The organism is Bifidobacterium intestinale (assembly GCF_023656765.1).
GTDB classification, from domain to species: Bacteria; Actinomycetota; Actinomycetes; order Actinomycetales; family Bifidobacteriaceae; genus Bifidobacterium; species Bifidobacterium hominis.
Genome location: NZ_JAMOKR010000004.1, coordinates 136,155 through 158,843 on the forward strand (window position 1 = coordinate 136,155; position 22,689 = coordinate 158,843).

A 22,689-nucleotide genomic window follows, 5' to 3' on the forward strand; every position below is an offset into this window, starting at 1 on the left:
TTCAAGCGCACCAGCTCGTTCACCGCACACGAATCATCACGCCGCCCCTTCTCAAACAGCTGTTCTATCGAACGCACGTTCTGAGTATAGCACATATGTTCGATAATTGCAAACACACCTCGAACAGATGTTTGATTTTCTCAGCGTTTCACGTTATGCTTATCTGAGATCTGAAAGGAGCCCACCGTGAGCACCGTCCCATTCACACCCAAAAAGGATGCTGCGCGTCCGGACGAAAGCACGCTGACCGATCGTCAGCGCAAGGTGCTTGGCGCCATCAAAAAGCATCTGGCCGAACAAGGTTTCGCCCCTTCGTTCCGCGAAATAGGCGAAGCTGCAGGGCTGAAAAGTCCGTCATCCGTCAAACACCAGCTGCAGGTACTTGACGAAAAGGGTTTTATTCGCATGAATGCGAACAAGGGCAGGGCGATTGAAGTCGTAAGCTTTGACGATGAATCCTCGTCAGGCAAGGTGGCACAGGTCATTCCATTTCCAAGCCAATCAAATTCCAGCGGTTCCATCATGGCCTCACGAGATGTTCCTTTGGTGGGGCGCATCGCCGCGGGAGTGCCCATCACCGCCGAACAGCATGTGGATGATGTGATGCGATTGCCCGAACGACTCACCGGTACCGGAAATCTGTTCATGCTTGAGGTGCACGGCGATTCCATGATCGACGCGGCCATTTGCGACGGCGATTTTGTGGTGGTACGCGAGCAAAACACCGCGGAGAACGGGGATATTGTGGCAGCACTGCTCGACGACGAGGCCACGGTGAAGACGTTCCGCAAGGATCATGGTCATGTCTGGCTCATTCCGCACAATCCCGCTTACTCCCCCATTGATGGCACGCATGCTGAGATCATGGGCAAGGTGGTCACCGTGCTCCGCAAAATCTGAGGCATAAGGATCACCTTGTCCTTTACGCAACCGCGCTCTTGGATGTGAGTCAAACGTTTGATTTTCATGTCCAAGAGCGCGGTTTTTCATGACACAGCAGGCTTCCCGTTGGTCAAGAATGCATTTCGGATTTGCTCGCCGAACTGTATCCCTCCGGTTCAAGCTGGAAGGTAGTGTGTGGCACCGACACGGGGAAATGTTCACGTAGGCAATCCTGTAGTTGGGCGAGTATTTCCGCGGCCTCCTTCATGGTGAGGTCTCGTTCGACCACGACATGTGCCATGAGGATCGGCATGCCGGTGGATACGGTGCTGGCGTGAAGGTCGTGCACGGCGATAACATGTGGCACTTGTTCCAAATGCGTCCTTACTTCGTCAAGGTCAAGTCCGTTGGGTGTTTCTTCCAAGAGCACGCGAACCGCGGTGCGCAGGAGTTTGATGGCGCGTGGAATCATCATGAGCGCGATGATGCCGCCTGCAACCGCGTCAAAGCCGGACCAGCCGGTGCAGATGAGTACGATTGCCGATACGATTACGGCTACGGATCCCAAGGCATCGTTCATGACTTCGAGGAACGCCGCTTTCATGTTCATGTTATCTTCGCTTTGCGATGCGAGGATGAAGATTGATCCGATGTTGGCAGCGAGGCCGAGTATGCCCATGAAGAGCAACAGTCGCACGTCGTTTATTTCGTCAGCAGACCCTCCGAAGAGTCTCATGCCTGCTTCCACGAGCGCGTAGATGCCGACGATGAGGAGTATGAGGGCTCCGACTGCCGCGGTGAGCACTTCGAGCCGTGCCCATCCCCAAGTGCGTTTGTTGCTGGGTTTGCGTCGCATCAGCATTGCGGTGACGGTTGATGCGATGAGTACGGACATGTCGGTGAGCATATGGCCTGCATCCACGAGCAGTGCCAATGATCCGGTGATGATTGCGCTGGCGACTTCCGCTATGAATACCGTCGAGGTGAGCCCCAGTGACATCATGAGTCGTTTTTGATGTTCCGCTCCTGCGTTCGCTGTTGTTCCGTGCGAGTGGTCGTGTGCCATGTATGGAATCCTTCAACCTAATTGATTGAGGAACTTATTGAAATTGTTTCTCAATACCATTTTCATTGCTTGTAAAACGCAAGAAACCCCAGCCAAAGGCTGGGGTTTCCGTTATTTCTGCTTGCAGTCTAGCGACTCATCATCCGTCTGTCAATACCCAAGTCAAACAAAAAAACGCGGCAACGTGTGCGACGGCAAGGCGCATATGACGAAGACATACAAAAGTACGTCAAAATCCATGTAACGCAGCTGGCACTCCGTTACCGCGTTTTCTATCAGAAGCCGAATTGGGCGGCAGTTTCCTTCAGCGTCTCTGCAGAGCGCTTAAGGGCTGCGAGCTCGCGGTCAGACACCGGGGTGTTGATGGCGGTGTTGACGCCGGAGCGGTTGAGGAGGGTCGGCACGGACATGCAGACATCGGAGATGCCGTGGAAGTCGTGGAGCATGGAGCTCACCGGCAGGATACGGTTGGAATCGCGCATGACGGCTTCGATGATGTCGACGCCGGACATGCCGATGGCGTAGTTGGTTGCGCCCTTGCCGTTGATGATCTTGTAGGCGGCGTTCTTGACGTCCTGGTGGATCTGCTCACGGACTTCGGCGTCGAGCGGGGCGTGGCCCGGCAGCGGAGTCCAGTCGCACATCGGAACGCCACCGATGGTGGCGGAGGCCCACAGCGGCACTTCGGAGTCGCCGTGTTCGCCGGCGATGTAGGCATGCACGTTCTTGACGTTGACGCCGGTCTGCTGGGCGATCAGGAAGCGCAAGCGTGCGGAGTCCAGGTTGGTGCCGGAGCCGAAGACCTGGTTTGCCGGCAGGCCGGAGATCTTCTGGGCAACATGGGTCGCGATGTCGACCGGGTTGGTGATGAGCATGTAGATGGCGTTCGGAGCAACCTTCACGAGGCCTGGAATGATGGCCTTGAGGATGTTGATGGTGGCACCGACCAGTTCAAGGCGGGACTGGCCCGGCTTCTGACGCGGACCTGCGGTGATGACGATCATATCGGCATCGCGGCAGATTTCCGGATCGTCGGCGCCTGCGATGGACACGGTCGGGAAGAAGCTGGAGCCGTGCTGCATGTCGAGCACTTCGGCTTCGACGCGCTCCTTGGCAATGTCTTCGAGCACGATCTCACGTGCGACGCCACGCTGAGCGGCAGCGAAAGCGAGAGTGGAGCCGACTGCGCCGGCACCGATGATAGCGAGCTTTGTGGGCTTGATTGGTGAATCCACCATGTGCTTACCTCTCTTATAAGAAAAGAATGTCCCGCTAGTAGCAGGTTTTCTCTTAGAACTTCATCTTTACTCTATCCATACAGCATGACGTTTTGACATGCCGTAACACGACTTGCAAGTACTGAAAAAGTGATTTGCCTCACAAAGTATGTGAACGCTCACAAACGCTGTGTCCGTTGCGTTGCACTGTTTTGCAAGGTTTTCAGTCGATTGACTGTTCCACGATTTGCGCAGCCAAATGATCGTCCACTTCCGCTGCGAGCATCATGCCGTCGTCACGGTATTCGACGTTGATCACTTTGCCGTATTCACGTACGCGCGACACCAATGAACCGGCAGTGTATGGCAGCAACGCCTCGACATGCACATTCGGCGTCGGCAGCATGGACTCCACCTGTATACGCAGCTCATCGACACCTTCGCCGGAAAACGCCGACACGATGTGCGCTTCCGGCATCAACGCCTCGATACGCTCGCGTGCAGCCTCATCCATACGGTCGGCCTTGTTGAACACGATGATCGTGGGAATGGTTTCAACGCCATCGATGTCGGCAAGCACATCGTCGACCGCATCGATTTGCGAGAACGGATCCGGATGCGACCCGTCCACCACATGCACGATCAGATCGGCTTCGGCGACCTCCTCCAACGTGGACTTGAACGCTTCAATCAGCTGCGTAGGCAAGCGACGCACGAACCCGACAGTATCGACGTACGCATATTGACGTCCATCTTTGGCGCGCGCCCTGCGCACTGCGGTGTCCAGTGTGGCGAACAACGCATTCTCCACCAGTTCCGCGGAACCAGTCAGCCGATTCGTCAACGACGATTTGCCCGCATTCGTATATCCCACCACGGCAACGGTCGGCAATCCGAAACGACGGCGAGCGCCACGTTTGACGTCACGTGCAGGAGCCATCTGTTCGATCTGTTTGCGGAGTTTGGCGATTCGACTGCGAATCACGCGGCGGTCCATTTCGATTTTCGTTTCGCCTGGTCCTCGCGAGCCGATGCCTGCGTCGCCTGCGGCTCGGCCGCCTGCCTGTCGCGACAGTGATCCGCCCCAGCCTCGCAGTCGTGGCAGCATGTACTGGAGTTGCGCCAGTTCCACTTGGGCTTTGCCTTCACGTGAGGTTGCGTGTTGGGCGAAAATGTCAAGGATCACGGCGGTGCGGTCGACGACTTTTACTTTGGTGGCGTCTTCCAAGGCACGACGTTGGCTTGGCGGCAGGTCATCGTCCACAACGATGGTGTCGGCTTCCTCTTGCGCCACGATTCCGGCGAGTTCGCGGGCTTTGCCGGAGCCAACGTATGTGGCTGCGTCCGGCTTGATACGATGCTGCAGCAGACCGTCGCACACTACGGCGCCTGCGGTTTCCGCGAGCGCGGCAAGTTCTCGCAATGATTCTTCGGCTTGCGCCTGTGTGGTTTCACGGCTTGACCATACGCCGACGAGCACGACGCGTTCGAGGCGGACTTTTCGGTATTCAACTTCGGTAACGTCTTGCATTTCACCGAGTCCGGACACATGCTTCAACGCATTGCGGGATTCTCGCTCCTGCCATTGTTCGTCATGGGATTCGTTGAAATGGTTTTCGCCGTTGGTATCAAGCAGCACTTCGGACTGGTCTGCAAGCACGCCTGACACGTCGTTGGCGCTCATGCTATGCTCGATGTCGTTTTCTTGGCTCAATGGCACCTCTCACGGTTAAACTATGGTGTCTTTATTATCATCATTCTCTAGAGACATGGGTATCGGGCATTCGCCACGTGGACAAGCGTGGCTTGCGTGGTGCCGGAGGCAAGCGTTTGCAAGGAGTGGGTATGGCACAGGCCGAACAGTATTTCGCGGCTGATCCGCAGTCAAAGGACGTGCGTAAGAGACTGCATGTTGTGTTGCGTGGCAATGAGGCCGATGTTGAGGTTTCCAATGGCGTGTTTTCCGGCAATCGTGTGGATTTGGGAACGTCCGTGCTCCTTCGTCAGGCTCCGGAGCCTCCTGAGGAAGGGACGTTCCTTGATTTGGGTTGTGGCTGGGGTCCGATTGCGTTGACGTTTGGTTTTGCTTCGCCGAAGGCTGATATTTGGGCGTTGGACGTGAATGAACGCGCGTTGGATCTGACGCGTCGCAATGCCGAGCTCAATGGTGTGGGGAACATTCGTGCGGTCACTGCCGATGAGATTCCTTCGGATGTGACGTTTGACTTGATTTGGTCGAATCCGCCGATTCGTGTCGGCAAGGATGTGCTGCATGAGCTGTTGATGACATGGCTGCCACGTCTGAATGCGGGTGGTGCCGCCTATTTGGTGGTGCAGAAGAATCTGGGGTCGGATTCGTTGATTCCGTGGCTTGCCACGCAGCTTGGCGATGGTTATGAGGTGAGTAAATACGCGAGTTCGAAGGGCTTCCGCGTTATCGAGGTTATGAAGGCATGAAATTCGAATATCCTTCCCAACTGCCGGTTTCTGCTGCGCGCGGCGATATTGCCGAGGCGGTGAAGTCGAGCCAGGTGGTGATTGTTTCCGGTCAGACTGGTTCCGGTAAGACCACGCAGCTGCCGAAGATTCTGTTGGAATTGGGTCGCGGATCGCATGGCAGGCAGATCGTGCACACGCAGCCGCGTAGGCTGGCCGCGCGTACCGTAGCCGAACGTATCGCCGCGGAGATGGGCGTGCGTCTGGGTGACGAGGTCGGCTATCAGGTGCGTTTCACCGATGAAAGTTCGCCGAAGACTCGTCTTCGTGTGGTGACGGACGGTATTCTGCTGGCGCAGATTCAACGTGATCCGAAGCTGATGCAATACGATACGATCGTTATTGACGAAGCGCATGAACGTAGTCTCAATATTGATTTTCTTCTTGGATATTTGACTGCACTGTTGCCGAAACGTCGTGATCTGAAATTGGTGATCACGTCGGCGACGATTGATTCGGTGAAGTTCCAAGAGCATTTCGAACATGCTTTGCATACGAAAGTACCGGTTATCGAGGTTTCTGGGCGCACCTACCCCGTGCAGGTCGTGTATGAGCCGTTGGGTACCGCTCCCGCGTTGATGCGTTCCGTGCCTGGTTTTGAAACTGGCGCGATGCCGGGCGATGCTGACTATGAAGCATTGTCTGCCGCCCCCGATGCGAAGGATTCTCGCGAGCCGAATGTTGATATGCCGACGGCTGTGGCACGCGCCTGTGCCGAATTGGTGATTCATTCGAGTCATGACCGTGGACCGCGCGATATTCTCGTGTTCGCTTCCGGCGAGCGCGACATTCATGATTTTGAGAATGCGTTGCGTCATCATTATGGCCCGCGTGCTGTTGATATGCGTCGTCCTGATGCGATTGAGATTGTGCCCTTGTTCGCACGATTGTCTGCCAAGGAGCAGCATCGTGTGTTTGAGCCGCATGATCATCAGCGTATTGTGATCGCTACGAATGTGGCTGAAACGTCGTTGACGGTACCGGGCATTCGTTATGTGGTTGATCCTGGTACCGCCCGTATTTCGCGTTATTCGAAGAGTGCGAAGGTACAGAGGCTTCCGGTTGAGCCGATCAGTCAGGCGAGTGCGAATCAGCGTTCGGGCCGTTGCGGCCGTATTGCCGATGGTATTGCGATTCGCTTGTATTCTCGTGAGGATTTTGAGACGCGTCCGGAGTTCACGGAGCCTGAGATTCTGCGCACGTCGTTGGGTGCGGTTGTGTTGCATATGCTATCGGTGGGTGTGGCTCGTACCGCGCAGGATGTTACGGATTTCGGCTTTATCGATCCGCCTGATATGAAGGCGGTGTCTGATGGTTTCAATGAGTTGACCGAATTGAAGGCTGTGGCGCGTAAGCATGGCGAGGTTGTGCTGACGCACACGGGCCGTATGCTCGCGCGCATTCCGATCGACGTGCGTTTGGGCCGTATGGTTATCGAGGCTGCAAAGTCGACTACGCCGAACACGTTGGCCGCGGTGCTGGTGGTGGTCGCGTTTCTGAGTTTGCAGGATCCTCGCGAGCGCCCGGATGAGAATCGTGAGGAGGCCGACCGTATTCATAACCGGTATGCCGATTCGTCCAGTGATTTTCTGACCGCGTTGAACTTGTGGGATCGTGTGTTTCAGGCTGACGGTGAGCCCAGTAATTCCGCGCTTCGTAAGATTTGCAAGACTGAATATTTGAGTTGGCTGCGCATTCGTCAGTGGAAGGATCTGGTCACGCAGTTGCGTGAGATGTGCAAGGAATTCAAGTTCAAGGTTGGTGATCCGATTCCGGTTTCACGTCCACCGCTTGAGATTCGTCAGCTTCCGTTGAACCAGCAGGCTGCGCATTCGCTGTGTTGTTCGTGGGATGCGCAGGGTATTCATACGTCGATGCTTTCGGGCTTGTTGTCGATGATGGGCATGCAGATCGTGCGCGAGCCGAAGGCGTCTGATTTCGCTGGTTTGAAGGGTGCCGCCCGTGCACGTGCCATGAAACGTGCGCAGAAGATGGCGAAGAATGATTATCAGGGTGCGCGTGGCACGCATTTCGCGTTGTTCCCGGCTTCCGCGGTTGCCAAGTCGACGCCGCAATGGGTGATGAGCACGGAGTTGGTGGAGACGAGCCGCTTGTGGGCGCGATATTCCGCCGAGATCGATCCGGCTTGGGCTGAACCGTTGGCGGGTTCGTTGACGCGAACCACGTATGCGGATCCGCATTGGTCTGGTTCGCGTGGTTCCGCGGTGGCGAGCGCGAAAGTGCTGTTGTATGGTCTGCCGATCGTGCAGAATCGTACGGTGCAGTGGGGTCGTATCAACCCGCTGGAGGCCCGTGATTTTCTGATTCGTCAGGGTTTGGTCGAAGGAGATATTCAGCAGCGGTTCTCGTATGACGATTTCATTGCGAAGAATCGTGACGTGCTGGAGGATGCCGCAGACGATGCGAGTCGTACACGTCAAATGGCGCAGACAGTCAGCGACGAGGACCTGTTCGATTTCTATAATTCGGTGATTCCCAATACTGTCACGTCGGTTGCCGATCTTGCGAAATGGTGGAAGTCGAAGCATGACGAGCAGCCGGATTTGTTGGATTTTGATCCGGAAAAGGTGGAGCGTCTTGCTGATGCCGAGTCGGTGTCGTTGGCTGACTATCCAGATCATTGGCATACGTTGGGCACGGACGGCTCCCCTATCGATTTGCGGTTGAGTTATGTGTATGACCCGCATGATCCGCATGATGGCGTGACTGTGCATGTGCCGTTGAAGGTGTTGTCTCGTTTGACACCGGAGCAGTTCACGTGGAATGTTCCCGGATTGTTGGATGAGTTGATTGTCGGCATGATCAAGTCGTTGCCGAAGACGCTACGTGTGCAGTTTGTTCCCGCTCCTGATACGGCTCGTAAGATTCGTGCGTGGATTGATGAGAGATATCCGGATCTGCCTGGTTCTGGTAGCCAGCAGAAACCGAATCTTGCTCCTGCCAATGCGGAGGGTGTGAGCACGTGGCCGGATTTGCCGCATGTGTTTACGCAGGCGGCCATCAGCATTGTCGGCGCGCAGATTCACCCTGAAGTGTTGACTGGTGAATTGTGGAGCAAGCTCACACCGTATTTGCGCGTGACGTTCTCAGTGGAGCAACAGTTGCCTCCGAGTCGTAAGAGTCAGCATGGCAGGCGTCATGCGCGGGGCCCCGTCAAAGTGCTTGGCACGGGAAAATCGTTGGTGGAGTTGCAGCGCAAGTTTGCGGAGCAGGCTGAGGCTTCCGCACGGCAGATGGTGAAGAAGCAGGCGGAGAATGCCGGGAATCAGGGTAAGCTTGTGGAGCAGGCCAATCTGCTGCACAAGGCTGGTGCCACTACTGAAGCCCGTTCCACCATGCTGTGGCGCGGTGCGCTTGATGTTTTGCGTATGCCCAGCGAACGTATTTCGTCGCGTTGGTTGGGTGCGGAGGCGTTGATGTTGGCGTCCGCACCATATCAGTCCACGAAGGATCTTACTGAGGATCTGCAGTTGGCTGCGGTGAAGCGTTTGCTGCCGAATGTTGATGAATTGCCGGATGATGAGGCGTTGGCGAATGCGGTGCTTGATGTGCGTGAAGTGTTCGAAGATACCGTGTATGCGGTTGCGCATGATGTGATTGCTATTTTGAAGCGGTATGCGGAGGTTGATAAGGCCGTGTCAGGCAAGGCTGATCTGCCGATGTTGAGCGTTTTGCAGTCGATTCGTGAGCATATCGCCACGCTGGTGTATCCGGGATTCATTGGCAAGACCCCTCCGGATGCGTTGGCGTCGATTGAACGGTATCTGCATGCCGACGTGCTTCGTTTGGGTAAGGCGAAGAACGACAAGAATCGTGATGTGCGTTGGGCTTGGGAAGCTGATGAGGCCAAGCAGTTGGCTGACAAGGCCATGGCGAAGGCCGAGCGTGAGCCTGCAGGTCCGCGTCATGAGGCGTTGATGAAGCAGGCGGTCACCGCACGTTGGATGCTTGAGGAATTCTACGTATCACTGTGGGCGCAGGAACTCGGCACGCCGAAGCCGATCAGCCTGCAGCGCATCAAGAAAGCGTTGAGCTAACGCATCATCATCTTTCGCATTCCATTGCCGTCGATACTTACATTTTTCCAGTGTCGACGGTGATGGGACCTAATGAAATCATCCTCAACCGAACCATGGTTAGCACTGTCTAGCGTTGCTTGAAGAAACGGAACAACTGCGTTTCACGTATCGTTATACCGACGAGCACGCTTGATACCATCACTCCAGCGAATATCGCACATGACGTGCGCATCGCCCCCAACCATACGGTCATCACATCGGCACTGCTCATGCGAACGCAATACGCGCCCAGCAGCGCGGCCGAAGAGACACACGCCAAACCGCTCCAAATCAACGTTTCCATAGTGATTTCCAGCAATTGCGCACCTTTGGACTGCCCTGAATGCAACGCACCAGCATATTCCAATCTACGATGACGTACGCTGAACGCGCCGAACATCAGCCCCACAGCCAATCCCAGCCACGGCATCCAACGGGTCATACGCTGCCCGTACGAAACCTGCGCATCGTAATGCGAATCGAAACTCTTATTCACCTGCGTCACGCCGGCATTGGATGACGACCCCGACGCGACCAGCGTGGAATATAACAAATCCCCCGTCTGCCCGCTTTGCGGCCACTGTCTGACCCAACATTCGTCGAATGTGCCATTCGACGCGGATACAGGCACAAGGAACGCGTAGGCGAATCGCGTGTCACGACTATCGTTCGGCCAATCAAACACGCCTGCGACGCTCATCGTTCCCTGTTCGGTCTGCATTACGCTGCCTTTGGTGAGACCAAAATCCTCGGCCACGTCGGTAGATACCCACACGCCGGACACATCGGACTTCGTGCTCCCGGCGATCATCCTGATCATGCCGGGCGTCACTTCATACGACGATATATCCTTGCCAGGCGTGGCAAGCGGTACAATCTGTTGACCAGCACGCATCGCACCGGCCAAGGTGCTCATCACACCGCCGCCAGCGTTGGCGAGCCTGTCGCATGCGGCTCCGTCCACCGTTCCCCCGACGATGGCGTTAACGTCGGCATAGGCGTTGATACGTTGTACCGCCTCGGTTTCGAGCCCCACCACATTGACAGCCTCATATCCGCCGAGCAATGTAGACGCAAACAATACCGCTGCGAACATGAGCATCGCATGACTCACTCCCGCGCCAATATTGCGTAACGCTTCGGAAAGTACCGATCGTAATCGCATAATCGTCTACTCGCAGGTGAAATTGTTGAGTCCGCTGCCGATTTCCACATTGGAGATCGAAGCGATGTCTTCGCTGTTGGCTTGCACGAGGCTCACGCCAAGTTCGCCTCCCACGATCGACACTTTCACGGGAGTGTTGCCATGGTTGTTGGATTTGGGCACGATGCAGCCGGTTGAACCGTTGATGCCGAATACCGCGCCGGCGGGAACTCGCAGCACTCGCATCCGTTCGCTCAAGGCCAGAGTGGCGTCCAATCCTGCTTTTTTGGATTCCACATCCACGGATTGGTAGCTGTCGTTCGCTTCGACTTGTTGCAGGAACCCGGCATCCGTGATTTCAGTGGCATGAGCTGGCAATGTTCCCGTAATGCCGAATATCGTCAACGAACGGTCCTGCGCGAATGCAGTGCCGTTTTTGATGGTGAGTTTCGTCAATGATCCGGGGATTTTGCCGATTGCGGTGCCGCCCGTCACCATGGATCCGGCGGTTGCGCTCCACTCGTCAACGGCGACTTCGTGTGCAGGAATCCACAATGTGTCAGCCAATGACAATGATCCGTCCGACGTATTGCCGTTGTCGGCCATCAACTGCTTCCACCCGTCCGATGTGGCCCACCGATAGGCATCCGATCCGGGAACGCTGTTGTAGCCAAGTAAGCTGAGTTCATTATTCAGGGCGAGCACATCGCCGCCGGTGTCTCCGGTCTTCAAATCGCGATACAAGGGGGTTGCGGTGTTCAACGCCACTACCGTGCGATCGTTCACCTGGTAGGCACCTTTGCCTGAGGTCAGGCCGTTGCCGGACCAGTCCGCGGTGACCATGCCACTCGCATTGCCGGAAAGGTCACGGTCACTGGAGATGGTGGGCACCACAGTAACCTGCTGCGTGCCCGCGTATTCCTGTACGCTGGCGGGAGCCACAGCCTTTTCCCCCGCCGAACTGAGCAATGTCGGAGTGCGGTCAGGCAGCCACAATGCGCAGGATCCGACCGCAATACAAGCTGCCGTGACAGCCGCCAGCAGAGTCCAAGTCACAGCAGTGCACTTCGAACGCTTACCGCCCGTCCTTTGTTTCATTCCGAATCGTCGCGTCATACTCACATATACCCATTCACTCACAGCCAACAAGCACCATCAGCGAACACATCACCATGATTCCCCTGGAATCACTTACCTTCTCACCACAACTGTTCCGTATCGTCGGTCGCATATCCCACGTTGTAGCCGTTCGACACAAGGCAACTGCGCACTTGCAGGTTCTGCATGTCAAACGAAGTGTTGCCATCCGTTCCGGAAAACTCCTTGTTGAACCGGCTTACGGTATAGTCCTTCGGCACGAACGAGTCTCTATGCAAACAATCGACCACGGCTTGCGCTTGATCGGCATACAGATTCGGATTGCCTACGATAATGCCGTACACATCTTGCACATCTGCAACATACTCATCGCCGCATTCCGTGGAATCATCGGAATATCGGGATTCCTGAATGGTCGTTCCCTGTTTGTGTCCAGCTTCGGCATAGAGTCCGCTCGGATATTTGATGAGTTTGATTTCCTTATATCCTTTGTCGATCATGCATTGCCGGTAATCGGACCAGGCTTTCTCATAATCCGACGTTGAAATCTCACCCGTACTCTTGACTTTGTCCAATATCGTTTTCTGCGATTCAGCGATATTACCTTGCGATTCCCGCTGTTCAATCCATTCACTCAACGACGCCGCCAACTTCTGTCCGCTGGTTGACCCCTGCTGTGCAGCTCCCGACTGCGCAGCAGAAGACGAAGCTTCAACTTCCTCACCTTTTTGTCCATCTACGATAGACGCGCAAGACATCAATGACAACGTCAAGCCAACTACGCTAATTAGAGGAATAATCCGAAATCGATGCGGCATCTGCCATCAGCCCCACACTCTGGCGCTATCAGTATGATTGCTCGCGCGTGCGGTATGCTCCAGGCCGAGCATGTTGCTAGTTGATGAGCCGACCGCCCAGTTGGATACGCGTACATCGCATTCCGTAAGCCATGTGCTCGGCAATCTGGCCGGTCAAGGCATGATCGTGCTAGTGGCAACCCATGATCCGGACACGCGGGACGCCTGCGCTCGTGTAATCGACCTAGCCGACTACGCTCCGCAAACTGACGAGCCCACTGCCCAGCCCGCCAACATCGCAGTCCACTAATCGTTTTCCGCAATCTCAACGAATTACAGATAAAACTTCTATAACTTTGCCGCTTTCAGAAACCGCTCGTTCAAACCCGACCAAATGCCATCAGGCTTGCTGTTTGGCGTAGAAATCGCGTTCTCGAGCTACGAACGGGCGCAGCAGTGTTGTGGTGCCAACCGCACACAGCAGGAAGATCGCGCCCACAGGGCCAAGCCACATCAATCCCAAATGGGTGTTGACCAGTCCGCCGACCGCGGAGCCGACCGCAATGCCGATGTTGAACGACATGGAATTGAGCGACGCAGCCAGATTCAACGATCCCGGATGCGACTGAGAGGCAACATCCATATATAGCACCTGCGAGGCGGAATTCTGCAAATACATGAACATGCCAAGCACCACCAGCAGCAACGCACCATACACCGGCACCCAATGCGTTACGATCAGCGATGCCATAAGCACGGCGTGCGCGCAGTAGATCGGACGAATATGCGTCAGCGGTTCCACTCCCCTGCCACGGTCGGCAAGCTTGCCGCCATACAGGTTGCTCCACAGGCAGGCCGCGCCGAAAATCACCAGGCCAACGCTTAAATACTGTTCGGGAACATGCACTTCGTCTCGCATGATCGGCGTCAGATACGTATAGAACACGTAAGTTGCCGCCGCGCCAAACACCACGGCAAGCACGCCCAACTGAATACGACGGTCGAAAAACAGGCGGAATTGCGGCAGAAAACCAATCTTCACAATACGGCTGTTGCGCGGCAGCACCATCACCATGAGCACAATAAGTGCCACCGTAAGCACGTTCACCAAATGGAACGCCCAACGCCAGCCGAACGTGTTCGCAACCCACGTGCCAACCGGCACACCCACCACGGATGCGATGGAGAAGCCGGAAAACACCCATGCGATGAACTTCGTGCGGTACTGTTCAGTTGTTACATCGGGCGCGTACGTCATGGCGATAGCCACCAGCGTGCCAGATACCAATGCGATGAGAATTCGCGCCACCACGAGCACGCCATAATTCGGCGCGAACGCGCACAACACGTTGCCAATAAGGAACACCCCAACCAGCGTCAGATGCGTGGCAAAACGCGGAAAACGAGCCGACAACGCCGATCCGAGCGGCGTGACCGGCGCATACACGAACGCGAACAGCGACACAAGATTGCCGACCGTCACCTCCGACACCTTCAAACCGGCCGCGATATCCGGTAGAATGCCAACGACAATGAACTCGCTCATGCCCAACATGAAACTCAGCGAGATCAGCACAATCACAGGCAGATTGAAAAACCGTTCCTTCGCCACATCACTCCTCGCCATGCTCTTCTCCTCCATGACCCCTCACGCTCCCCACGCCTTGCCAGACTCACATTTTCCTTGAATCTTCTCACGTCAATCGTTTGACGAATCAATCGTCAAACAAACGATAAGCCAAACGCGATACAATGACGCGCGATGACACGCAAAACAACCACCACAGCCAAAAACAACCGCAAACCCAAGAAAAACAACCAGCCAAGCTTCACCAAACTCCATAACGTCTGGAAAAAAGCAAACACCAAAAAGCGCATCCTCATAGTCGGCGAAACAACCGTAGCCATTATCGCCACGCTCGCGTTGATCGTTGGATTGGTGCGATTCATCGGTTGGCGTGTGCAAGTGGACGAAGCGGTCGCCTCGCAGGAACAATTGCAGACGAAATACGATTTCAATCCGGGCAACATCATTTCAGATGGTCTGTTCTTTAACGGGAACGCGCTGAGCGAGCAGCAGGTGAACGCCATCATCGAAGAGCAGGGCGCCGCATGCAACGGCGAGAAATGCTTGAAATCCATGACGTTTAGTACCGAATCGCAGCCTGCCAACGAATACTGCGAAGCATATGAGGGAGGGTCGAACGAAAGCGCCGCGGCGATCATCTACAAGTCGGGAAAGGCGTGCGATATCAGTCAAAAAGTGTTGCTTACCGTGCTGCAAAAGGAACAGCATCTGCTTACCGCCACCGATCCAAGCGACTTCCAATTCAAGTCGGCCATGGGATTAAGCTGCCCGGACGACGCGAACTGCGATCCGGAATATGCAGGTTTTTTCAAACAGGTGTATGGCGCGGCGAAACGCTACCAGTATTACGTGCATCATGAGGATCGCTACGGATACCATGCGGGCACGCTCAACTATATTCAATACAATCCGGACGCCAGCTGCGGTGGCAGCAACGTGTACATCGAAAACAAGGCGACCGCACTGCTGTACATTTACACGCCTTATCAGCCGAATACAGCCGCATTGGATGCGGGAGTCGGCGAAGGAGACGCCTGTTCGACCTACGGCAACCGCAACTTCGCAATCATCTACGATTCGATGTTCGACTCTCCTCGAAGCTAATCAGCAATTGTAGATACGTAAATACAAATTTTCAGGCATACGAAAACCCGCTGTGTGATCATTTTCGATCACTACAGCGGGTTTTTGATATGCGATTTTCGATTATGGGAAACCGTTACAGCCTCGGCAAGTACTTCTTCAATTCGAACGGAGTGACCTGCTTGCGATACTCCTCCCATTCCTGACGCTTGTTGCGCAGGAAGTATTCGAACGCGTGCTCGCCGAGCACGCTGGCCACGAAGTCGGACTTCTCCATAACCTTCAACGCCTCGTCAAGAGACTCCGGCAGCGGCTGGATGCCCATGGCCTGACGTTCCGCATCGGTAAGCTCCCAGACGTCATCGCTGGTCGGCTCACCCAACTGCATCTGCTTGTCGATACCATCGAGTCCCGCGGCCAAAAGCACGGAGTATGCGAGGTACGGGTTGGCGACCGGATCGAGCGCACGGAATTCCATGCGGGCGGAATTGCCCTTGCCCGGCTTGTACTGCGGAATGCGCAGCAACGCGGAACGGTTGTTGTGTCCCCAGCAGATGTAGCTCGGAGCCTCATTGCCGCCCCACAGGCGCTTGTAGGAGTTGACGTACTGGTCGGTGACCGCGCAGATTTCAGCCGCATGGTACAGGATGCCGGCGGCGAACTGGCGTGCGGTGACGGACATGTTGAATTCCTGACCCGCCTCATAGAACGCGTTGGAGTCACCTTCGAACAGGCTCAAATGCGTGTGCATGCCTGAACCCGGAGCGTCAGAAAGCGGCTTCGGCATGAAGCTGGCATGAATGCCGCGCTCCAGCGAAATCTCCTTGACGACGGTACGGAAGGTCATGATGTTGTCGGCCGTGGTGAGCGCGTCCGCATAACGCAGATCAATCTCATTCTGGCCTGGACCCGCCTCATGGTGCGAGTATTCCACCGAAATGCCCATCTGTTCGAGCATGTTGACGGTGGCACGGCGGAAGTCCATGCCAGGGCTGCGCGGCACATGGTCGAAATAGCCGCCCTCATCGATTGGGGTTGGCGTCTGGGACCAATCATCCTGCCTTTCGAACAGATAGAATTCAATTTCCGGATGCACATAGAAGGTGAAGCCCTTCTCCTTGGCTTTCGACAGAGCCTGCTTCAGCACATGACGCGGATCACCCAACGACGGCTCGCCATCAGGGGTAAGCACGTCGCAGAACATGCGTGCAGTGCCCTGCGGACCGCCGCGCCATGGAAGAATCTGGAAGGTCGACGGATCGGGTTTGACGATCATATCGTCTTCGGACACACGGGTGAGACCTTCCACCGCGGAACCATCGAATCCGAGCCCTTCCTCGAACGCAGCTTCCAATTCAGCCGGTGCGATAGCCACGGACTTCAATGTTCCCAACACATCCGTGAACCACAAACGAATGAAGCGCACGTCGCGTTCTTCGACTGTGCGCAAAGCAAACTCTTGCTGTTTATCCATAGTGCCCCATCGTTCCATGCGCATGTTACGAAAGTCGTTAACACGCGCCGCAATACGATAGGACCGTCCACGTTGCGAACGATCCTATCATCATTGGCTTGTCGAACAATGTTCAGCGTGCGACTTCAAGAGCCTCTTCCAAGGTGAAAGCGCGTGCGTACAGCGACTTGCCGAGAATGGCGGAGTCCACGCCCAAATCGGCGAGCTCCTTGATGGCACGCAGGTCATCGAGCTTGGAAATACCGCCGGACGCGGTGACCTTCGCATCGGTACGTTCCGCGACTTCACGCAGCAGGTCGATGTTCGGGCCGCTCATCATGCCGTCGCGGGCCACGTCGGTGACCACGTAACGGGAGCAGCCGACGGAATCCAGGAACGCCATGGTTTCGAACAGGTCGCCGCCTTCCTTCACCCATCCGCGTGCCGCGAGGGTGTGGCCACGCACATCAAGGCCGACTGCCACGCGATCACCGTACTTCTTGATGACGGAAGCGGTCCAATCCGGATTCTCAAGAGCGGCCGTGCCAATGTTCACACGGGCTGCTCCTGCTTCCAAGGCCGCATCGAGCGATGCATCGTCGCGCACACCGCCGGACATTTCAATATTGACCTTGTCGCCCAGTTCCTTGACGATGGCACGCAGCTGGTCACGGTTGTTGCCCGTGCCGAACGCGGCGTCAAGATCGACCAGGTGAATCCATTCCGCACCGGACTCAGCCCACGTGCGAGCGGCCTCCAACGGCGAACCGTAGTCGGTTTCCGAACCGGATTCACCCTGACGCAGGCGAACGGCCTTGCCATCACGAACATCGACGGCGGGAAGCAATGTCAAAGACATGTCTGTACCTCTCTGTGATCAACCGATCGCCATTACATGACAATCGCAAGTATGTGCATCAAATAGGCGTGTATCAATCGTATATATGAAGTCATCGTCAAAACAGGCGATGACGGTCTCATATCATCAGAATGTCGCAATCCAATTGCGCAGCAGCTGCGAACCAGCTTCGGCGGACTTTTCAGGGTGGAACTGCGTGGCGAACAGAGGACCGCGCTCGTAGGCCGCCACAAAACGGCTACGTCCGTACGTGCACCAGGTCACGCGCTCCTCGGCGTCACCGAAATCAAGCTGGTCGCCGGACGTGTCGGCGGAAGCGGCGCCCATCGCGGCGAAGGAATGCACGAAGTAGAAACGTTCACCTTCCACACCCTTCATGAGCACGGAACCTTCCGGTGCCTCGACGGTGTCCCATCCCATGTGCGGCACCACATCGGCGTCAAGCAGTTCCACGTCTCCCTTGATCAGACCAAGGCCCGGAGTGTCGGCGCCGTGTTCCATACCACGTTCGAACATGATCTGTTCGCCCACGCACACACCGAGCACCGGTCGCCCGGCACGCAGACGATCTTTGATCACGGTGTCTCCGCCCACCGACTTGAGACCTTCCATGCATGCGCCGAAAGCGCCCACGCCGGGCACTACCAGACCGTCGGCTTCCAAGGCCTGCCGATGGTCGGAAGTGAGGGTCACGTCAAGGTTGAGATTGGCCAGCGCACGAACCATGGAACGCACGTTGCCGAAACCATAATCGAAAACCACCACGGATGTCATGGGCGTTCTCCTTCTTGTGTCATTCGTTGTTCTATGGCGTGAGTCGTCTTGTGTCGCGTAACGCATGTTCGGCAGGATGACTCACGCTTGCCGTCGTTAACTGATGCTTGATGCACCGCGTCCGAACCGCGTATGCTCGGCGATAATGCTCATCGCTGCATCCCGATCGAGGTCGGCGGAATCGAAAATGGTCATATCCGCCTGTTCCAGCGCGTTCATATCGGTGATGCCAAGCATGAGATCTTCAACGAACGGCGCAGTGGAGGTGAATAGCACCGGCGGAGCGAAGGTTTTGCCCGCCTTGCCTTCCACGTACATCGTCGCTTCGAGCTTGTCCGCACGGTTGACGGCAAGAATCGCGGGCATGCCGGCAACGACGATCGTCATGTCTTTGACCGCCGCTTCCGGACCGTCTCCGTCGAGATTGCGCAGCACCGCGACAGCACCTTGCGCCGATCCGATGCACTGTGCGGAAATATCGGACAATTCGCAGAATGCCGCCAGCAATCGTGGCGAGGTCAGTCTGGTGATGATCACAGCCACTTTCGCACGATTGCCAAGCAGTCCCTGCAGCTCGTCTTCGAATTTCAACGAATCCTCAGCCGCGTTGAGCATGTCGTCGATTCCCGAGGATTCGGAGGATTCCGCATCATCGGAAGCTTCGGAGGAATCGAGAGCTTTAGATGGCGGATTGTCCGTCCGCTCATTCTTGCTTGCCTCGGCATCTTTGAATTCCTGCTCGAAGCCGGCCATAGCCGCTTCCAATTCCTCTTCGCTGAAATGCATGCCGTCAGCGTTGGGATCGCCGAAATCGTTGGATCCGTCGAATCCTTGGAAATCGTCGAAATCGTTATTTCGATCGTCGCTCATCACAGAGCGCCCTTCGTGCTCGGAATACCATCGACACGCGGATCCGGCTCGATGGCGAAACGCAGCGCACGCGCCAAGGCCTTGAACTCGGCTTCGGCGATATGGTGCGGATCACGGCCAGAGATCACCTGCAGATGCAGGCAGATTCCGGCATGCATGGCGATGGATTCCATAACGTGACGCACGAGGGAGCCAGTGAAATGGCCGCCGATCATGCAGTATTCGAAGCCTTCCGGCTCTCCGGTGCACACACAGTACGGGCGTCCGGAAATATCGACCACAGCCTTGGCGAGCGCCTCATCCAACGGCACGGTGGCGTCGGCAAAACGACGGATGCCACGCTTGTCACCCAACGCCTGCTTCAACGCCTCGCCGAATACGATGGCGATGTCTTCGACGGTGTGGTGCGCGTCGATGTCGGTGTCACCGGTGGCTTTGATAGTCAGGTCGATCAGCGAATGCTTGCCGAGTGCCGTCATCATATGGTTGTAGAACGGCACCGAAGTGTCGATGTCGGTTTTGCCTGTGCCGTCGAGATTCAGGCTCAGTTCGACCTTGGATTCGCTGGTTTCACGAACGATGGTTGCGGTACGCGCCATGTTGCGACTCCTTTTGAAAATGCTCGATCCTGCTTTGGTGCAGTTTTTACGTATGTATTTCAGTCCTGTTCCACAATACGCAGCACTTCGACCAATGCTTCGCGGAAACGCGCCATTTCCTCGTCGGTGCCCATGCATACGCGCATCCAGCCGTCAGGGCCGACGGTACGGATGAGCACGCCACGCTTGAGCAGTTCGTCGAAGATGCGGCTGCGATCGTCGAAATGACCGCCAAACAGGATGAAGTTGGACTGTGTTTCGGCCACTTCGAGCGGCTGTCCCTTGTAGGTTTGTTCCTTGAGCCACGCTGCGGTCTGATTGCGAATGTCACGCAGGTGTGCCACACGGCTGAGCTGCTCGTCGGTATGTTCGAATGCGGCAAGCGCGGCTGCCTGGGTGACGGCCGACAGGTGGTACGGCATGCGCACGATGCGCACGCAGTCGATGATGCCCTTGTTGGCGGCCAGATAGCCGACTCGTGCGCCTGCGAAGGCGAACGCCTTGCTCATGGTTCGGCTCACGGCGAGATTCTCATACTCGTCGATGAGTTCGAGCGCGGTGGGCGTGCCCGGATCACGGAATTCGATGTAGGCTTCGTCCACCACGACCACCGGATGCACACCCTCGGCGGCACCTTCGACTTCAGCGGTTTTGGCGGCGTCGAGCACACGCTTGAGATCGTCCATCTTCAGCGGAGTGCCGGTCGGATTGTTCGGGCTGGTGAGCACGATCATGGCCGGCTTGACGTCTTCGATCGCTTTGATGGTGGCGTCGACGTTCAGTGAGAAATCCTCGTTGCGGTGCGCAAGCTTCCACGTGGTGAACGTGTCGCGGGCATATTCCGGATACATCGAATACGTCGGATCGCAACCGAGCGCAATGCGCCCTGGACCGCCGAAAGCCTGGAACAGCTGCAGCATGATCTCGTTGGACCCGTTGGCGCCCCACAGCTGGTCGACTTCCATCTTGACGCCGGACTCGCGTTCGAGATAGTCGCAGAACGCCTGACGCAACGCGATATGCTCACGATCCGGGTAACGGTTGAGCGACGGGGCGATCTCCTTGACTCGCTGCGCGATGGTTTCGACCACTGCCGGTTCCGGCGCATACGGGTTCTCGTTGACGTTGAGGCATACAGGCACGTCCAATTGCGGCGCACCGTACGGCTCTTCGCCGATCAGATCGTTGCGCAGCGGGAGATATGCCGGAATGGCGTTGCTGGAAGTCTCACTCATCGAAGGCCTGCCTGCTCTTCCTGTTCCTTGATGGTTTCCTTGTTGTACGGATCGTCGATGAAGCGGCTCAGCACGCTTTCGCCGTGTGCCGGCAGATCTTCCGAAACGGCGAAGGCGTTCACGCGAGCAGCGAGGGTCTTCAGGCCCTGCTCGTCGTATTCGATGACTTCGACCGGCTTCATGAAGGTGTGCACGCCCAGGCCGGAGGCGAAACGTGCAGTGCCGGAGGTCGGCAGCACGTGGTTGGAGCCGGACATGTAGTCGCCCAGCGGCACCGGAGAGTACGGGCCACGGAAGATGGCACCGGCGTTGCGGATCTTGGCGATCACGGCATCCGGGTCGGCGGTCTGGACCTCAAGGTGTTCGGCGGCATACGCGTTGGCCGCGTCGATGGACTGTTCGATGCCATCGGTGAGGATGATGCCGGACTGACGACCACGCAGCGACGTGTTCACACGCTCGGAATGCTCGGTGCGAGGCACGCGGTACTTGAGATCCTCCTGCACCTGTTCGGCGATCTCTTCGCTGTCGGTGATGAGCACGGAACCGGCGAGTTCGTCATGCTCGGCTTGGCCGATCAGATCGGCGGCCAGCCAGCTCGGATTGGCGCCCTTGTCTGCGATGATGGCGATTTCGGTCGGTCCTGCCACGGCGTCGATGCCGACAATGCCCGACACCATACGCTTGGCGGTAGCGACGAAAATGTTGCCAGGACCGGTGATCTTGTCGACCGGATCGCACAGGATCTCACCGTCCTGCGGTTCAGAACCCTTGGCACCGTAGGCGAACATGGCCACGGCCTGAGCGCCGCCGACCGCATACACTTCATCAACGCCAAGAATGGCGCAGGTGGCGAGAATGGTCTTGTCAGGCAGACCATCGGCATTGTTACGGCTCGGCGGGGTTGCGATGGCGAGAGATTCCACACCGGCGGCCTGTGCCGGAACCACGTTCATGATAACGGAGCTCGGGTAGACAGCCTTGCCGCCAGGCACATACAGACCGACACGCTGCACCGGAATCCAACGTTCGGAAACGCGGGCACCCTCAGCCAGATCGGTGTGGAACGGTGCCGGCACCTGGGAAGCGGACACGGCGCGGGAACGACGCACGGACTCTTCGATGGCGGCACGCACTTCCGGATCCAACTCGTCGACGGCGGCCTTCATGGCTTCCACCGGCACGCGCAGATTCTCCGGACGGATATGGTCGAATTTCTCCGCGAAGTCACGCAGGGCCGCAGCACCGCGGGCCTTCACATCGTCAAGAATGGGCTGCACGAGATCGGTCGCCTCGTTGGTGCCCATCTCGGCGCGGGGCATAGCCTCCAGCATTTCAGCTCGGGTCAACTTCTTGCCGCGCAGGTCAATGATTCGCATATAGTTTTCTTCGCTCATAACGCCCCATGGTAACAACGTAATGTCACGAGAACGCCTGCACGTCTCAAGT

General features: G+C 56.6%; 18 protein-coding genes and 1 pseudogene. 5 read left to right on the forward strand and 14 right to left on the reverse strand.

The window, feature by feature from the left end:
* The first annotated feature begins 186 nt into the window (after positions 1–186).
* Positions 187–900 (forward strand): transcriptional repressor LexA, encoded by a 714-nt coding sequence (lexA, locus tag NBH13_RS06530; RefSeq protein ID WP_144171345.1) that lies wholly within the window; start codon positions 187–189, stop codon positions 898–900.
* 112 nt (positions 901–1,012) lie between these two features.
* Here the strand turns inward: lexA and NBH13_RS06535 are convergent, their stop codons facing one another.
* The 3 genes from NBH13_RS06535 to hflX form a co-directional block, all read right to left on the reverse strand.
* On the reverse strand, positions 1,013–1,948 hold the full coding sequence (locus NBH13_RS06535; protein WP_099571332.1) for a cation diffusion facilitator family transporter: 936 nt from the start codon (positions 1,946–1,948) through the stop codon (positions 1,013–1,015).
* A gap of 275 nt (positions 1,949–2,223) precedes the next feature.
* Positions 2,224–3,186, reverse strand: a complete 963-nt coding sequence (locus NBH13_RS06540; protein ID WP_099571333.1) for an L-lactate dehydrogenase — start codon at positions 3,184–3,186, stop codon at positions 2,224–2,226.
* A 202-nt stretch (positions 3,187–3,388) separates the two neighbouring features.
* Complete coding sequence (hflX, locus tag NBH13_RS06545; protein ID WP_250779410.1) at positions 3,389–4,849, reverse strand: GTPase HflX; 1,461 nt, start codon at positions 4,847–4,849, stop codon at positions 3,389–3,391.
* 161 nt (positions 4,850–5,010) lie between these two features.
* Between hflX and NBH13_RS06550 the strand changes: the two genes are divergently transcribed.
* The gene (locus tag NBH13_RS06550) at positions 5,011–5,622 is read left to right on the forward strand and encodes a class I SAM-dependent methyltransferase (protein ID WP_250779328.1); all 612 of its coding nucleotides are present in this window, start codon (positions 5,011–5,013) and stop codon (positions 5,620–5,622) included.
* Positions 5,619–9,719: an ATP-dependent RNA helicase HrpA gene (gene hrpA, locus NBH13_RS06555; protein ID WP_099571336.1), complete on the forward strand. Its 4,101-nt coding sequence runs from the start codon at positions 5,619–5,621 to the stop codon at positions 9,717–9,719. The genes NBH13_RS06550 and hrpA overlap by 4 nt, the downstream gene beginning before the upstream one ends.
* A gap of 109 nt (positions 9,720–9,828) precedes the next feature.
* On the opposite strand, the gene NBH13_RS06560 is transcribed toward hrpA, so the two are convergent.
* The 3 genes from NBH13_RS06560 to NBH13_RS06570 all read right to left on the reverse strand — a co-directional run bounded on the left by NBH13_RS06560 (position 9,829) and on the right by NBH13_RS06570 (position 12,740).
* Positions 9,829–10,905: a hypothetical protein gene (locus NBH13_RS06560; protein WP_250779330.1), complete on the reverse strand. Its 1,077-nt coding sequence runs from the start codon at positions 10,903–10,905 to the stop codon at positions 9,829–9,831.
* Positions 10,906–10,911: 6 nt separating this feature from the next.
* Complete coding sequence (locus NBH13_RS06565) at positions 10,912–11,940, reverse strand: hypothetical protein (protein ID WP_250779331.1); 1,029 nt, start codon at positions 11,938–11,940, stop codon at positions 10,912–10,914.
* 143 nt (positions 11,941–12,083) lie between these two features.
* Positions 12,084–12,740 carry a hypothetical protein gene (locus NBH13_RS06570; protein ID WP_180753703.1) on the reverse strand — a complete coding sequence of 219 codons (657 nt, stop codon included), beginning with the start codon at positions 12,738–12,740 and terminating at the stop codon, positions 12,084–12,086.
* Between the two features lie 97 nt (positions 12,741–12,837).
* On the opposite strand from NBH13_RS06570, the pseudogene NBH13_RS06575 reads away from it, so the two are divergent.
* A pseudogene (locus NBH13_RS06575) lies at positions 12,838–13,089 on the forward strand (ABC transporter ATP-binding protein); the annotation flags it as partial.
* Between the two features lie 90 nt (positions 13,090–13,179).
* On the opposite strand, the gene NBH13_RS06580 reads toward NBH13_RS06575, so the two are convergent.
* Positions 13,180–14,406, reverse strand: a complete 1,227-nt coding sequence (locus tag NBH13_RS06580; RefSeq protein WP_250779333.1) for an MFS transporter — start codon at positions 14,404–14,406, stop codon at positions 13,180–13,182.
* Positions 14,407–14,541: 135 nt separating this feature from the next.
* On the opposite strand from NBH13_RS06580, the gene NBH13_RS06585 reads away from it, so the two are divergent.
* A complete protein-coding gene (locus tag NBH13_RS06585; RefSeq protein ID WP_250779334.1) occupies positions 14,542–15,471 on the forward strand; it encodes a hemagglutinin in 930 nt (309 codons plus the stop codon).
* Positions 15,472–15,586: 115 nt separating this feature from the next.
* Here NBH13_RS06585 and glnA read toward each other — a convergent pair whose 3' ends face one another.
* From glnA to hisD, 7 genes are all read right to left on the reverse strand, one after another.
* Positions 15,587–16,924, reverse strand: coding sequence for a type I glutamate--ammonia ligase (glnA, locus tag NBH13_RS06590; protein WP_099571341.1), 1,338 nt, complete (start codon positions 16,922–16,924; stop codon positions 15,587–15,589).
* A 112-nt stretch (positions 16,925–17,036) separates the two neighbouring features.
* Positions 17,037–17,762, reverse strand: a complete 726-nt coding sequence (priA, locus tag NBH13_RS06595) for a bifunctional 1-(5-phosphoribosyl)-5-((5-phosphoribosylamino)methylideneamino)imidazole-4-carboxamide isomerase/phosphoribosylanthranilate isomerase PriA (protein ID WP_144171342.1) — start codon at positions 17,760–17,762, stop codon at positions 17,037–17,039.
* A 126-nt stretch (positions 17,763–17,888) separates the two neighbouring features.
* Positions 17,889–18,536 (reverse strand): imidazole glycerol phosphate synthase subunit HisH, encoded by a 648-nt coding sequence (gene hisH, locus NBH13_RS06600; RefSeq protein WP_250779335.1) that lies wholly within the window; start codon positions 18,534–18,536, stop codon positions 17,889–17,891.
* Positions 18,537–18,632: 96 nt separating this feature from the next.
* Positions 18,633–19,406, reverse strand: a complete 774-nt coding sequence (locus NBH13_RS06605; RefSeq protein WP_099595222.1) for a hypothetical protein — start codon at positions 19,404–19,406, stop codon at positions 18,633–18,635.
* Complete coding sequence (gene hisB / locus NBH13_RS06610) at positions 19,406–20,005, reverse strand: imidazoleglycerol-phosphate dehydratase HisB (protein ID WP_003834316.1); 600 nt, start codon at positions 20,003–20,005, stop codon at positions 19,406–19,408. Before hisB ends, NBH13_RS06605 begins: the two co-directional genes overlap by 1 nt.
* Before the next feature lie 59 nt (positions 20,006–20,064).
* Positions 20,065–21,240, reverse strand: a complete 1,176-nt coding sequence (locus NBH13_RS06615; RefSeq protein ID WP_099571346.1) for a histidinol-phosphate transaminase — start codon at positions 21,238–21,240, stop codon at positions 20,065–20,067.
* Entirely contained in the window at positions 21,237–22,619 is a 1,383-nt protein-coding gene (hisD, locus tag NBH13_RS06620; RefSeq protein ID WP_186277572.1) for a histidinol dehydrogenase, read from the reverse strand. Before hisD ends, NBH13_RS06615 begins: the two co-directional genes overlap by 4 nt.
* Positions 22,620–22,689 lie beyond the last annotated feature (70 nt).